We start from the raw sequence: 15068 nt of genomic DNA, 5'->3' as shown, positions 1-15068 counted from the left end.
ACATTTGTACATCCGACAAAGAACGGAAGTGTATAGTTCTTTTATCCTATTGTACATCCATTGTCTCTGCTGTATTCATCTTCACAGGAATTTGAACCATAATTAAAGTCCCCCGGCCAGGTTTGGAATCTATGCTGATGCTTCCATCAAGCATATTGATGCGCTCTTTCATTCCTACCAGGCCGAATCTGCCTTCTTTTTTCTGGGCAGGGTCAAATCCCTTGCCGTCATCTTTAATGACTGCCGTCACAAGGTCATCTTTCATTTCCATTTTCACTTGTATTTCAGCAGCATCGGCATGCTTGACGGCGTTTTGGACAGCTTCCTGTATAAAACGGAAGATCGCCACCTCCATATGCGTCGGAAAACGGCGTTCTCTGCCGATGTTTTTAAATCTAATGGAAATGCCCGTACGTTCTTCGGCATTCCGCAGATACTTAGAGAGTGTCGGTAGAAGACCCAGATCATCCAGAGTCATTGGACGGAGGTCATAAATAATTCTCCTGACTTCGCTTAAGGAGTCTTTCACCATTTTCCTTAAATCACGAATTTCTTCCCGGGCTTTGTCCACGCCGTCGTGGTCAAGCACCTTTTCAACGAGCTCTGAGCGGAGCATCACATTCGCCATCGTCTGAGCCGGTCCGTCATGAATTTCCCGGGAAAGTTTCTTGCGTTCTTCTTCCTGAGCCTGAATAATTTTCAGACCGAACTGCTGCATTTCTTCAGCGTTCGCCACAATATGGGAAACTTGCTGCAAATCACCGGTCAAATAATTAATGACCACATTAATCTGGTTGATCAGCTGATCTGCCCGTTCCATCGTTTCACCGAGTTTCATGAGCCGGCGCTCGATGTGATCCCGCCTGTCACGAAGCTGCTTTTCTTCCTGGTGCAGCAGCGCCAGTTTAACCTGATAATCATTTGCCTTTTCATAAGCTTCCCTGACTTCTTCATCGCTGTATTTGGAAAAATGCTTGCTCACTTCCGCAAGGCGGTTTCTCGCAAACCGCGAATGAAGTTCGGTACGCTCAGACTGCTCAATCATCAATACAACTTTTTCCTGGATTTCAGATAGTTCACTTTTCAAGGTGTCATATTCGTTTCTCGACTCTTCACCAATTTCAAAAATTTCTTCTTTACTTCTGCCAACCATCTCCATCATTTTTTCCAAGATGGCTTCAATTGAACGAACGGAACTCATCCAACCCCTCACTTTCTGACTAGAAAAATATTCCTGTTTTTGGAAGGGAACCAAAAGCCCGGCCTCCCCTGAAGGGAACATGTCCGATAAATCCCACCGTTGCTGTATGTGCTTTGTTGGTGACAGCGTTTACGCCTGTCAGATGGCTGGCCTTTTAAGCTGCCTGCGTAACTTAATTGCAGTGCTGTAAAGAATAATCGTACGCAACTTTTGATTTATGGGGGTGGTCCGCCATTTGATTCATTTATATAGAACTTTTTTTCCTGAAAAGACGGGAACATTAATTTTTGTGCTCCATTATTATCATATAAAAAAATTGCGGTTTTGTCGAAAATAACTCTTTTGGCACTTTAAGCCAGTTAAGAAGGACCTTCCATCCATATTTTTTTAAGCAGAAAATGGTGAAGGGGTTTTATTAAATTGTGCTTAGTCATACGGGTAACTTGACAGCTCCCTTCAACCATCATACCCTAAATTTACAGCTGTCCATCAGCTTTCACAACTTTTATATATTTTTTTACAATCATAAATAAGCCTTTTAGGATCATGTCAGGAGAGGTTAATCCATGCTTTCGACTTACTATACTGTAAAAGGAACGGGAGAACACGAGATCGCCATTCAAAAGTCACGTTTTATTGCTCATGTGAGGCGTGTCACATCTGAAGAAGAAGCCCAGGAATTTATTGATTCGATTAAAAAGCAGCATTGGAACGCGTCACATAATTGCTCATGCTATATGATCGGTGAGCAGGACCTGATTCAAAAAGCGAATGATGACGGCGAACCTTCCGGAACCGCCGGCGTACCGATGCTCGAAGTATTAAAAAAGCGCGGTCTGAAAGATACAGCAGTCGTGGTCACCCGCTATTTCGGAGGCATAAAGCTTGGGGCGGGCGGATTGATCCGCGCGTACAGCTCAGCAACAAGCGAAGGAATCAGCGCCGTCGGGGTAGTCAAACGGCAGCTGATGACAATCTATGCCGTCAGCTTTGAATACACGCTGCTTGGCAAAGTGGAAAACGCCGTCCGTTCATCAGACTACCCGCTTAAACACATCGAGTATTTAGATCAGGTCAAGCTTGAGATTTACGTGGCGGCCGGTGCGGAAGACGCCTTTGAAGAATGGATGACAAACTTAACGAACGGAAAAGCCCTTATTGAACAGACCGGCCAGGAGTATTTGGAAGAAGACGTGCCTGCGAAGTAAGCAGGAAGTGGCAGAGGCGGGGCTCGTTTTTTTGGGTGAATTTTAGTGGAGTGAGCGTTGAGGTTCATGGGGGATGTCTGGGAATTTGGAGTTTTACGTTTTGGCAAGACGGGGGAGCCGGGCCTTTGAGAGCAATGGCGGCTCTGAGGTAAATTAAAAAGCTGGCATTTTGGAAAGGTGAACGGCCCAAATGCCAGCTTTTTTTTGTTAATTTAATAGGGAAGATTTCATTTGCTCCAGCTTTTTCTCTCCGATTCCCGGGACACGCAGCAAGTCTTCCGTCTGGTTGAACGGACCGTTTTTCTCCCGCTCGTTAAGGATCTTTTGAGAGAGGTCAGCGCCTACTCCCGGGATGGTCAGTAAGTCGGCAGGACCGGCCGTATTAACATCTATTTTGCCAGGATCAGCTGGTGCGGATGAGTCGGCAGTCTGGGCCTCAGATTCCTGGGTCGCAGGAGTGTCTGTAGGTGCAGTCTCCGGATAGGATTGATTAGTTTCAGGGGCTGCGCCTTGGGTTTCAGAAGCGTTTGCATCTTGAACCGGCTGGTGTGTGTCTTTAGTTTGCGCTTCTTTTGACGGCGGTTCCATTTCAGGTAATTTTGTATCTGATGATTTTGTGTCTGTTAATTTTGCAGCTGGTGATTTGGTAGCTGGTGCGTCTGCTCCCGTTGATTCAGTTTCAGCCAAATGCGTGGCTTCAGCAGTTTCTTTTCGTGTGGTTTTTCCAGCTAGGTCGAGCGGTGTTTCATGTGCCTCGGCAGAGGGGTTTTCAAGACTGCCTGTTCCCTTGGGATCCCCAGCAGACAGTTGATCACCGGTGTCTTTGTCACTTTTATAGTCATCCAGCTCCGCTTCAATTGCTTTCCTGTTCATAAACGGCAAAACAACTTTCCATAACGCCAGCATAAAAAGAGCCAGCACCACTAGTTTCTTAAACATCACTTACCCTCCACTCTCTTAAACTCAACGACTATTATACCAATAACTGGGGGGTCTGTCCCCCCAGTTATTAGGAGATCATTAATGCCCTTTTTGGTGGCCAATTTTTTATCCAAGAGGGGCGTGGTTTGGGCCCCGCTCAACAGCTCATAGCCTTATGTTACGAGCATCCTGCTGTCTCGCCTCCTAATTGCGCCTTTTATAAGTTTATGACCCACTCACCAGTTTTGACACTGGCCGAGCGGGTCATATTTTTGTTTTATGAGCCGCTCACCTGCGTCCTCGGCTGCCGAGCGGCTCATACTTGAAACCAAACTCTCAAATTCCCTGCCCCAGAAGAAGCAGCTTAAAGCCTCTACTATCAAAACACCTATTAGAATACCCTTTTCGGCATGCCTGTCTGATTTCTGAGGGTTTCAGCCTCGATGCGAACCTTTCTCCCAAGATTTTCACCCAAAAGATGTGTGATCCAGAGCCACAACTACTCTTAACCTAATATGACTAGAAGCAGGGTCAGGGTGAGGACGCTTAGCAAGGTGGTGATGAGTGTGATGCTCGACACGAGTTTGGGTTTGGCGTCAAATTCAACGGCGTACATGACGATGGTGGCTGCTGACGGCATTGCCGATGCGACGATCAGGACTTTTGCGAGCAGCGGATCAAGCGGGAGAATGAGTGTGATTCCCCAGGCGATCAGCGGCGACAGCAAGAGCCTTACGACTACTCCGTATGAGACCTTTCCCCATTCAAATCCTGTCCATTTAATTTGGGCGAGCTGCATGCCGAGAATTAGCATGACGGTCGGGATGGCTGCCTGCGATATTAATTCGACAGGCTGCATCAGATTGTCAGGCACCGTGACGTTTAACAGTTTTAAGATAACAGCTAAAATGACTGCGTATGTCACGGGCATACGAAGCAGCACCTGGAGCGCGGTTTTGACACCTGAGACGCCCCGGGCCGCATAGTAGACGCCAAAAAAGTTCATGATGACTGACTGGAGAACCATAAACGATACGGCGTAAGCAAATCCTTCCTGTCCGTAGGCAAAAAGGATAATCGGCGCTCCGTAGTTTCCTGAATTCATAAAGGCGGTCGATAAAATCAGCCCGCCTTCCGTACTGGAATTGTACTTCATTTTCCAGGCGTAGAGCTTATTGATGATGATTAGGGCAAAAAGAAGGATCAGCGCAAAAACGACCATATAGACGTACTGCATGTTCATTTCTGCTTTATAAAAAGTTTCAAAGACAAGGGCCGGCGTCAAAATATAAATGGCCACCGTTGAGACGGGTTTAATATCGACCCGGCGCCAAATCTGAACAACGTATCCTATTAAAAAAACGAGTAAAACAGGTAAAACTACTGAAATAAAAATTGTCATATGTATCGCTTCCCGGTCAGGGGGTCAGTCCCCCCATTTTTTGTTAAATAAAAAAAGGATTTTAGAAGTTTATGTCGAATAGAGTCACTTACAAGAAAGAGAGGCTTATGTAGGCCAGTTTAATAGATTATTTTAGCAGCAGCCAACGATTAAAGGCGCTTTCCCTTTTATAACGATGACGCAGCGAGCCGTGAGACCCCTGTCTGAGCCACCCGCTATTTCCTCTTTTGCCATCGTAACACACCCAACCGGATGAACGTACCTGTTACCCTCTCTTTTCATAGTTACCCAGTTTTTAAAATTGAATATGAAAGGTATGATGTTTATGGGAAGACAGCCGAGAGTCTGGTATCCCGGTGCCACGTATCATGTCACAAGCCGGGGCAACCGTCGTTCAGCTGTGTTTTTTGACAGCGAGGACCGGATGATGTATTTGGATTTACTGGAAGAGACGAAATATGAATTTCCTTTTAAGCTCCATGCTTACTGCCTGATGACTAACCACATTCATTTACTGATCGAAACTGAGAAGGCGCATATTAAGAAGATCATGAAACGGCTCCATTCTTTATATGCGATCTATTTTAACCACCGCCATGACTTGTGCGGGCACTTGTTCCAAGGGCGGTACGGGGCGCGTGTGGTTAAAAACACGACCTATTTTCTTGAAGTAAGTAAATACATTCATTTAAACCCGTACATGGCTTCCATCGTTGCCGAGCCGGAAGATTACTGGTGGAGCAGCTATAAGGAATATCTCTCGCACTCACCCTCTCCTCTTCTCACCACTGACAGAGTTCTTTCCTATTTTCCGTCCCGGGACCCTGTATTGTACAAGCAATTTGTCGAGCTCGATATGCGAGAAGAGGCAGCACTCGACGACCACCTCGAGTTTTATAACCTGTACCTCCATTATCTTTCCAGATACGCAACTGCCGATCTGCCAAGCTGGGATAATTACGATGGAGGCAAGTCAAAAACAGCCCTTATAGCAGAAATGAAGGAAACGATGCACTTTAAAGAAGAAACTCCCGCTCCCCGCCGCTAATACAAAAGGTTGTGCGGAAAGGCAATCACCTTTCCCGCACAACCTTTTTTGCTTTAAAGCGCGAGGGGACAGACCCCCCAGTTTTATCCAGCCTGGTTATCTTCAGGCGGGGTGGGCTGCTGCCCTTGTTCTTCTCCGCCGCCGGTGTTTGAAGTGTTTTCACTCGGCTGCTGTTCATTTCCCGATTTGGCCATGTTTCCTTTTCCGGAAAAGTTTTCGAGCAGTTCATTGACATCAAGCCCTGAGGCGGCTTTCAAGTTTTCAGGCAAGGTGGCCATTAAGTCAGTTACATACCCTGACATTTTCGCCGCGCCCCCGGCACTGCCGTCTTTACCGCTTCCGCCCGTATCAACCACTGTTACTTTGTCGATCGCGCTAAGTGGAGCGGATACTTCTTTCGCATAAGCTGGAAGCATGTCGAGGATCATGCTGAGCTTCGCTGCTTCGCCATAATATTCGTATGCTTCTGCCAGTTTCTTCTTCGCTTCGGCTTCTGCTTCACCCTTCCTCTGGATGACCGTCGCTTCAGCTTCACCTTTCTTAAGCGCTACGCTGGCTTCTGCTTCCCCGCGGAAACGCTCAGCATCCGCGTTCGCTTTCGCTTCAGCTTCAATTTGATACTGGGACGCTTCTGCCGCACGCATTTGCTGGACTTTCGCCGCTTCCGCCCGCTGCTCCTGCTCGTAACGGTCGGCGTCCGCTTTCTTGCGCACTTCGGCGTCATACTGCTTCTCACGGCGCAGAATCTCACGCTCTTCCAGTTCAATCTGCTTATCCCGCTCAATAATCTGGATCTGCATTTGTTCCTGGGTTACCTGCTGCTTAGACTTTGCTGTCTGCAAGTCATACGCCTGGTCAGCTTCGGCACGCGCCTGATCCTGCTCACGTGTATACTGGGCAACCTTCAGCTGCTTTTCCTTCTCGGAATTCGCAATTTCAGTGTCCCGGATAAGCTCCTTAGCCTTAGCTTCCTGCTCCGCACGGGCGTTTTCAATCCGCGCTTCTTTTTTACGCTCGGCTTCCGCTACCGCCGCGTTCCGTTTCACTTCTGCGATTCGCGGCTTACCGAGTGAATCGAGGTAGCCCTGGGCGTCCGTGACTTCCTGAAGCGTAAATGACTTAATTTCAAGACCCATTTTGTTAAAATCACGGGAAGCAACCGCTTGGACTTCCTGGTTGAAACGCTCCCGGTTATTGTTGATATCTTCCACACTCATCGACCCTAAAATGGACCGTAAATGTCCTCGGAGAACATCCTGCACTTCTTCCTCAAACTCGTCCGTGCTTTTTCCTAAGTATTGTTCCGCAGCTGTTGCGATCTCTTCCATCGTTGAACCGACTTTGACGATCGCTACACCGTCCACGGAAACCGGCACACCCTGTTCCGTATAAGCGCCGGTCGTCCGCACGTCCAGGCTGTAGTTCGACAGGCTGAATTTCGCATACTGCTGGAATACCGGGACGACAAATGCCCCGCCCCCGCGGATAATTTTCATCTTCTTTCCTTCAGAATCATCCGAAATATTTCTGCCTTTTCCTAAGTAACTCCCCGTCACGATCAGCGCTTCGTTTGGCCCTGATGTCTGGTACCGCGTGAAATACACGCCGAGCAGAACAAGGAATACAAAGGCGATGACCACCGCTACGATAATAATCGTTTCCATTCTCCCAACTCCTCATTTTATTGTCTGTGGAAAAAGCACGCTCCCACACCTTTACGACAAAGAAACAGACTTACAGAAACAAGTGTTGTGTTTTAACCGGCTGGAAGACATTCTTCACTCATTTTTTCAAAAAATCAGTCGTAATGCTTCGACACGTGGAAAACACCTTCATCATCGATATCAATCACGAGCACTTTCGTTCCTTCAGGAAGATCCTCATTATCAAAACTCTTTGCAGCCTTGCTGACTGTTCCGTGAGTCCGTGAAATGACCACTTCTCCGAATCCTTCCGCAGGAATAGTCGTAAATACTTCCCCAACCGTTCCTTTCAGCTCATTAATTGAATAAGACGTGTTTTTCTCCGACCGTTTGACAGGAAGGATGATGAAATAGTTAACGAGGACGATGAGAACCGCTGAAACGACGAGATTGACGAGAAGGATCAGCCCGCTTCCCATAAAGAAAGCCATTGTTTCTAGGATGTATCCCAGTCCGCCGATTAAAGTGATATATCCAATCACAGTAATCGGATTAATGATCCCGTCTCCGCTGATGTCCATCATGCCTTCGATCAGTTCTCCCACAAATATGTAGAGAAAGGTTAGAATCACTCCTGCAATTAACAAAAACAGGTAAATCGATTCAATCGTGTACCCCGCTATCTCCATGCCTCTCACCTAATTCCTTCTTTTGAGTGATTTTTTCAGTGCTTCCAGTTTGGCGTCCACCCCGGCTTCGTCAGCTGGTGCGGAAAAATTCCCCGTGCGGTTCTTTTCCGTGAAGGCCTGGTCGCCTTCCTGGGGAATCGCCTCGGTGTGATTAACAGCCGTTTCGCTCCCTTGCTTCTTTGCCAGCTCAATCTCATTTACGGCGGAAGACGGATAGAAGTTTCGCTTTGCCTTTAATTCATTCTTTTTTCTTTGCAGGCGTTCATAATCAGCCATATGTTCCTCGATGTGGCGGTGAAGTTCTTCCTTATGGCTGCGAGCTGCCTGACAGAGCGATTTGATTTCTTCCACGTGCCGGTCCGTTTCTTCTTTTTTTATTAGCGCCAGCCTGGCCGAATAGTCATCATTTTTTTCGAGAAAGCCGACCGCATCCTTTTCCCGTTCCTCTGACTCTTCCCGGGCAGTTTCCAGCCGCCGTTCAAGCCGTTTTTCAGCAGCAATCTGCTTATTTAAAGACTGCCTCATATCACTAAGCTCCTGCTCCATATCGCTTAAAAGTTCATCGGCCATAGCCACCGGATCAGCTGAAGACTGCGCCGGTTCGGCCGGAGTACCGGCTTTGAAATAACGTTTCAACCTGCGGAACCATAATATCATCCCGTCCCCTCCTTTCCTCACTGAGAAATGAGCACTACTTCCAGTATACAGAAAAAACATGGATGTTTGGGGTCAGACCCCCCATTCATTTCCATTTTCATCATAAGAAAAACCCGGCAGCCCGCCGGGTCAGGTACTCATATGTGTGAAAAAAAATAAATTATTTTAAAATATCGTGGTCTACATAGCGCTCGCCGTTCAGTTCGCTGATGACGTTGATCGCTACTGCGGCTCCGTGGCCTGCCGTGATAATTGTATGGACACTTTCGCCTGCACACGTGCCTGCCGCCCAGACTCCGTTGACGTTTGTTTTTCCTTCGCGGTCAACGGCCACAATTTTTTTAATCTTAGGCTCTGTCCCCTCTTTCGTAGTGATACCGGAATCCTCAGCGACATTCGCCATCACACCGGTGGCCAGAATGACATGCTTCCCGTCATAAGCACCGATGTCTGTTTCAACTTTAACTCCATCTCCGGCTTTCGTCACCTTCGATACTTTCGTTTCGATCACCTCGGTACCGAATTTCTCAGCCTGTTTAATCCCGGTATCGACGAGATCAGGCCCTGTTGCTTCCATTAACCCGTAATGGTTCTCAAGCCACGCTTTCTTAGTAATACTCTGCCCGCTGTCAATCATTAACGTTTTCTTTCCGGCTTTAGACGTAAACAAAGCAGCACTCGCTCCCGCCGGACCGGCTCCTACAATGATAATATCGTACACTTCTACCACTCCTCCTTCAAAATGATAACGCTTTCTAAACTATATTTTACAGAACCCTTTTGATTAAAAGCCACCAATATGCTTGAAAAAACTGGGGGGACAGACCCCCCAGTTTCTGACAAAACGGGAGAGGCTGAGCCTCTCCCGTCCCATTTTATTGCTGCTTTCTTTTCTTGAGGACGAGGCTGCCAAGGCGGGGAATCTCTAAAACTCCTGTATGCTTTTCGCCAGAAGCGGCATCGGTCCACTCCCCTTCAGGAAGGGCCACTTCATGGCCTGCCTCCACGTCGTGGTTTAAGACGGATAAGTACGACGCCTCTTCACTCTCTCTTCTCACGAGCTCGACATTCTCCGCTGTTTCCGTATATATCACGTTCGCATCTTCAAAAATAGACGCATACAGCTTTTTAAGCATCGGCGATTCAATTCCGGCCCCTACATAATAGACGGTTCCTTCACCATATTTATTTTTCGTCACAGCTGCAAGGTCCTGGAACCAGGAATCCTCATAAGTGGCGAGCACCTCTGCTGTTTCCGGCTCAATATAATCACACCAGACGCTTGCGGACGACGACAGGCCTTCCACTGCGCCTGCTACACCTTTCACACGTCCGGACTTGCCGCCTCTGAGTGATTCATATTCCTTCACTTGTATTCCTGCAAGCCCTGCCAGATCGCCAGGCAACGTCTGGTCGGTCACAATATTATCCTCGTCTTTTACACCGGTACGGTAACTGAATACCACCGTTCCACCGTTAGCGACATAGTCTTTCAGCTTATCGTTAAACGTCTTTTTCGTTAAAAAGTACACGGGGACGACAACTACTTTGTACCGGCTTAAATCTTCATCATCCCGGATGATATTCCCCTGGGCGTTCAACGAATGGGCAGGCTCGTAAAACCTTAGAAACTCCCCGATATAGTTAAACTGGTCGGACTGAGGCTGGATCTGCCACGCCCAGTCATTCTCAGGGTCATGGTAAAAACCGACGTCAGCCGGAATGTCAGACTCAATCCATTGATCTCCAAAACCTTCAAGAGACGTGATTACGTCTTTCACTTCATTATATTTTCTTCGCGGCTTGCCGTCGTGATCAAGGATGCCATGGCAGAACTGCTCTGTTCCATACCTGGCCGCCCGCCAGCGAAAATAGACAATCGCTTCTGCACCACGTGAAATCGCCTGGTACGTCCACAATTTTAAATGGCCCGGCCGCGGCAGGTAGCCGATCTGGCTCCATCCCTGTGCACCTGATAATTCTTCCATTACCCAGTAACCTTTGCCGTTTTTCGTCCCGCGACACAAGTCATGCTGCCTCGCAATAGCGGCAGGCGAGATCGGATCTGCCAGACCGCCCCAGACGGGATAATTATCAAATGAAATGAAATCCAAATCTTTAGCCATTTCTTTCTGATCCTGGGCAAGCCCCGAATACACAAAGTTATGGGTAATAAACTGCCTGTCGGCAATATACTTTCTTAACGTCTCAACCTGAAGACGGTTATAACGGTTATAAGCTTCCGCACAGAAGCGGTCGAAGTCCAAAAGCAAGCTCGGGTTATGCTCCTGGTACACTTTTTTAGGAACAGGAATCTGCGTCCAGTTCGTATACGTCTGGCTCCAGAAAACCGTCCCCCACCTTTCATTAAGTTCATCAAGACTTTCGTACTTTTCCTGGAGCCAGGACTGGAAAGCTTTCCGGTCTGTTTCACTGTAACTCCGGTCGGATTTTTCATGGCCGTATTCATTATCCACCTGCCAGCCGATGACCGCAGGATGGCTCCCGTACCGCTTAGCCATCTCTTCTACAATCTGTTTCGTAAGCTGCTGGTAAATCTCACTGTTCACCGTGTAATGTCTGCGTGCTCCAAAACCAATTACATTCCCGTGGTCATCAGCCGGAAGGACGTCCGGGTATTTTTCGATCAGCCAGGCGGGAGGGGTAGCGGTCGGTGTACCGAGCACGACGTCAAACCCGTATGATTCAATAGCCGCAATGGCGTCATCAATTAAGGAAAAATCGTACGTTCCTTCTTCAGGTTCCATGACACTCCATCCGAATTCAGCAATTCTGACGACATTAATGCCCAGCTCTTTCATCAGCTTTAAATCAGTTTCCCACCGCTCACGCGGCCATTGTTCCGGATAATAATCCACTCCAATATACATATCAAAAACTCCTTTTAAAACCATCTGTTTTTCTTTTTTCATTGCTGTTAAAGGTTGTATTAATTTTTTCAGATACACTTGCTATGCGTTAAAATCCTTTGGCACCGCCGCCACCGCTTTTTTCCTGACAGAAGAAGCCTGCCTAGCTTACTCTTTCACCGAACCTCCGAGGATACCGGAAATAAACTGGCGCTGCAGAAGCAGGAAGAATACCATAATTGGCAGGGTAGATAAGGTTGTACCAAGCATGATCTGCCCGTAGTCGATCCGCGACATCCCTACAAGGCTGGATAACGCGACAGGAAGTGTGTACATGGAGCTGTCTCCTAAGACGACTAACGGCCAGAGGAAGTTGTTCCACTGGAACATAAACAGGAAGATAGCAACTGCCGCAAGTGCCGGTCTCATCGTCGGCAATACGACGGTGAAGAAAATACGCATCTCGCCGGCTCCGTCCACACGGGCAGCCTCTAATAGCGAGTCAGGGATGGACCTCATGTTCTGTCTCATTAGAAAAATTGCAAAAGGGTACGCCAGGTGAGGCAGGATTACCGCCTGGTACGTATTGAGCCAGCCGACATTAGCCATCAGTTCGAATAACGGAATCAGCGTTACATGATAAGGAATCATAATGGCCAGCAGCAGCATGAAAAAGATCGGATCGCGGCCTTTAAACTGATACTTGGCAAAGGCAAAACCGGCAGCTGAACAAATCATCACACTGACAACGGTAAAAGTCAGCGTAATAATTAACGAGTTCATAATGACCCGCCAGATCCCTACGTTTTCGTTCAAGTTTCTTAAGTTTTCAAAAAAGTGGTCTCCCGGTACTAAGTTTGGGGGCATGCTGAAAATAGCCCCGGAAGGGTTCGTGGCTCCAATGAACATCCAGTAGAAAGGAAACATAGATAAGAAGACACCGATTCCCAATAACGTATACAAGCCTGTCTTTTTTAAAATGGTCGTTGTCTTATTCTTGTTGTTAGTCATCTTTATCACCTACCACTTTCATTTGGAACCAGGATAAGAGAGCAATTATAATAACGAGTATATATGCAATAGCGGATGCATAGTTAAAGTCAAAATAACGGAAACCGTTAATGTATAAATACAAAGAAATAGTAAGTGTCGAGTTGTTCGGGCCCCCGCCGGTTAAAATAAACGGCTCATCAAAAAGCTGTAATGTACCGATGGTGGACAGCACGAACGTAAACAGGAAGATCGGTTTCAATTGCGGAAGCGTAATGGAAAAGAACTGCCGTATTTTTCCCGCCCCGTCGATACTCGCTGCTTCGTACAAATCGTTTGAGATATTTTGCAGACCGGCCAGGAAAATAACCATGTTATAACCCGTCCAGCGCCACGTAACCGCCACAATAAGTGACACTTTGGCCCAGAATGGATCATTCAGCCAGGCGATAGGGTCAATCCCTACTAAACTTAAAGCATAGTTTACTAGACCATAGTTTTCATCAAGCATAATCATGAAAACGATCGCGTAGGCAACCAATGCTGTAATAGCCGGCATGAAAAAAGCAATCCGGAAAAATGCTCTCATTTTTAACAGAGCTGAGTTCATGAGTACTGCTAACAGCACCGCGATGGTAAGCATAATCGGAACCTGAATAATCAGAATGGTGAACGTGTTCCCTAATGCCCGGTAAAACAGCGGGTCGTTAAACAGACGCCGGTAATTATCGAGCCCTGCAAATGTACTGACTCCGCCACTCGATGTCTGGAAGCTTAAAATCAATGACTGAATCACCGGATAAACAGTAAATATAATAAATAAAATAACTGCAGGGGCGATAAATAGATATGGTGCTGTTTTTGGTGTTATAAATTTTCGTTTCGGTTTTTTCTTAGATTCAGCTGTTGACTGATTCATCATGAAAACCCTCTCTTTCTTAAAAAATCCTTTTTAAGAAGTCCCGCCGCCTGCAACTGGAGCAGACTCCCAATACTTAATTAAATTGTTTAACTATCAGTTAGGAAAGAAAGAAGAGCATCGGGACGCTCTTCTCTCTTTTAATTTATTATTCGTTAATGTCTCTTTGCGTTTCATTTGCAATCATGTCGGCCGCTTCTCTTAAAGCTTCTGCCGGATCCGCATCCTGAAGCAGTGCGTTAGCCTGTGCATCAGAAGAATAGCGGAGGGCTCTTGCATAGTCGCTTGTATAGTTTGCCGGAAGGACGCCTTCAGAAATATCTGCAAACAAGCTCCAAATCGGCTCATTGTTAAAGTACTCATCTTCTTCCTCGAAGAATGGATCATCATATGCTTCAAGGAGTGAAGGGAAGATACCGTACTCACTTAACGCATTAACCTGGGCGTCAGAGTCAGTTGTAAAGTATTCAACGAAAGCATAAGCTGCCTGCTCGTTATCAGACCCGTTGATGACAGTTAAGTCTGAGCCTCCAAGGTTAGCATCACGGTTGCCGCCTTCTTCAAAAGCAGGAAGTTTAAATACACCCCACTCGCCTTCCTGTTCAGGTGCCTGATCCATAATCGTTCCAGCGTACCAGACGCCGAACGGCACAGTGGCTACCTGGTTGTTGACTGTCGCTGTAACAGTACCGTCCCAGCCGTCAGCATTCGCAACAAGGTCTTTTTCCCGCATTTCTTTAATTGTCGCTAATGCTTGCTGTCCTTCTTCGTTGTGAAGATCGATGTTTCCATCTTCGTCAAAATAATAGGTGCCTTGAAGGTTCATCATCATACGGAATAAGGCATCATCTGCAGAAATATCGATAGGGACCATTTGAGCGCCGGTTTCATCAAGGATTGTTTCACCGGCTGCGATAAAGTCATCCCAAGTTTCGATATCATCCGGGTCTACGCCCGCTTCCTCAAATAAAGGGATGTTGTAAAAAACACCTGCCGGCCCGATATCCCATGGAGCCGCTACAAAGTCTCCGTCATTGTTTTTCATTGTTTCTATTTTTGACTCGGCGAATTTATCTTCATGATCATCGAATCCATACTCACTGAGGTTTACGAAACCATCCGGAAATTCTGCGATATAATTATCAAGACGGTCTGTCTCAACCATGGTGACATCCGGTAGCCCTGATCCGCCTGCCGCCAAACCAACCGTTAACCGGTCATATAAATCTTCACGGCCGATATCTTCCACTGTCACTTCCACATCAGGATATTCCTCCTGAAAGCCTTCGATTGCAATTTCCATAGAAGAAGCTGCCACATTCCAGCCCCAGACAGTAATCTCACCGGAAACCTCGTCCGGATCTGTTTCACCGTCAGCGCCTCCTTCAGCATCATCATTTCCTCCGCATGCCGCAAGCATAGAAACAGACAAAGCACCAGCCAACATTGTTTTCCATGGTTTCATTTTGTTAATTCCCCCTTGATTTAGTTTTGTATCCGCTTTCATTCGTTTTGAAAAA

Annotated in this window: 13 protein-coding genes; 2 read left to right on the top strand and 11 right to left on the bottom strand. The window is 47.0% G+C overall.

Annotated features, from left to right (window positions below; all coding sequences use genetic code 11):
- Positions 1-46 precede the first annotated feature (46 nt).
- Positions 47-1201, bottom strand: a complete 1155-nt coding sequence (locus tag K8O68_RS09825; protein WP_230896717.1) for a sensor histidine kinase — start codon at positions 1199-1201, stop codon at positions 47-49.
- 566 nt (positions 1202-1767) lie between these two features.
- Here K8O68_RS09825 and K8O68_RS09820 point away from each other — a divergent pair.
- Positions 1768-2409 carry a YigZ family protein gene (locus K8O68_RS09820; protein ID WP_230896716.1) on the top strand — a complete coding sequence of 214 codons (642 nt, stop codon included), beginning with the start codon at positions 1768-1770 and terminating at the stop codon, positions 2407-2409.
- 207 nt (positions 2410-2616) lie between these two features.
- Here the strand turns inward: K8O68_RS09820 and K8O68_RS09815 are convergent, their stop codons facing one another.
- On the bottom strand, positions 2617-3348 hold the full coding sequence (locus tag K8O68_RS09815; protein ID WP_230896715.1) for a ComEA family DNA-binding protein: 732 nt from the start codon (positions 3346-3348) through the stop codon (positions 2617-2619).
- Between the two features lie 487 nt (positions 3349-3835).
- Entirely contained in the window at positions 3836-4732 is an 897-nt protein-coding gene (locus K8O68_RS09810; protein ID WP_230896714.1) for an AEC family transporter, read from the bottom strand.
- Positions 4733-5057: 325 nt separating this feature from the next.
- On the opposite strand from K8O68_RS09810, the gene K8O68_RS09805 reads away from it, so the two are divergent.
- Positions 5058-5780: a transposase gene (locus K8O68_RS09805; RefSeq protein ID WP_230896713.1), complete on the top strand. Its 723-nt coding sequence runs from the start codon at positions 5058-5060 to the stop codon at positions 5778-5780.
- Between the two features lie 83 nt (positions 5781-5863).
- Here K8O68_RS09805 and K8O68_RS09800 read toward each other — a convergent pair whose 3' ends face one another.
- The 8 genes from K8O68_RS09800 to K8O68_RS09765 all read right to left on the bottom strand — a co-directional run bounded on the left by K8O68_RS09800 (position 5864) and on the right by K8O68_RS09765 (position 15013).
- A complete protein-coding gene (locus tag K8O68_RS09800; RefSeq protein WP_230896712.1) occupies positions 5864-7444 on the bottom strand; it encodes a flotillin lipid rafts scaffold protein FloT in 1581 nt (526 codons plus the stop codon).
- Between the two features lie 134 nt (positions 7445-7578).
- The gene (locus K8O68_RS09795) at positions 7579-8112 is read right to left on the bottom strand and encodes an NfeD family membrane protein (RefSeq protein ID WP_230896711.1); all 534 of its coding nucleotides are present in this window, start codon (positions 8110-8112) and stop codon (positions 7579-7581) included.
- A gap of 9 nt (positions 8113-8121) precedes the next feature.
- Complete coding sequence (locus K8O68_RS09790; RefSeq protein ID WP_230896710.1) at positions 8122-8769, bottom strand: PspA/IM30 family protein; 648 nt, start codon at positions 8767-8769, stop codon at positions 8122-8124.
- Between the two features lie 160 nt (positions 8770-8929).
- Positions 8930-9490, bottom strand: a complete 561-nt coding sequence (locus K8O68_RS09785) for an FAD-dependent oxidoreductase (protein WP_230896709.1) — start codon at positions 9488-9490, stop codon at positions 8930-8932.
- Positions 9491-9644: 154 nt separating this feature from the next.
- The gene (locus K8O68_RS09780) at positions 9645-11684 is read right to left on the bottom strand and encodes a beta-galactosidase (RefSeq protein ID WP_255717129.1); all 2040 of its coding nucleotides are present in this window, start codon (positions 11682-11684) and stop codon (positions 9645-9647) included.
- Between the two features lie 123 nt (positions 11685-11807).
- Positions 11808-12650: a carbohydrate ABC transporter permease gene (locus tag K8O68_RS09775; protein WP_230896707.1), complete on the bottom strand. Its 843-nt coding sequence runs from the start codon at positions 12648-12650 to the stop codon at positions 11808-11810.
- Positions 12643-13548, bottom strand: a complete 906-nt coding sequence (locus K8O68_RS09770) for a carbohydrate ABC transporter permease (RefSeq protein ID WP_230896734.1) — start codon at positions 13546-13548, stop codon at positions 12643-12645. The genes K8O68_RS09775 and K8O68_RS09770 overlap by 8 nt, the downstream gene beginning before the upstream one ends.
- 148 nt (positions 13549-13696) lie before the next feature.
- Positions 13697-15013, bottom strand: a complete 1317-nt coding sequence (locus K8O68_RS09765) for an ABC transporter substrate-binding protein (protein ID WP_230896706.1) — start codon at positions 15011-15013, stop codon at positions 13697-13699.
- Between the last annotated feature and the right edge of the window lie 55 nt (positions 15014-15068).

Source organism: Salipaludibacillus sp. CUR1 (assembly GCF_021028955.1).
Classification (GTDB): domain Bacteria; phylum Bacillota; class Bacilli; order Bacillales; family Salisediminibacteriaceae; genus Salipaludibacillus.
The sequence above is the reverse complement of the archived record's forward strand: the minus strand, read 5'-3'. Positions and strand labels throughout refer to the sequence as shown.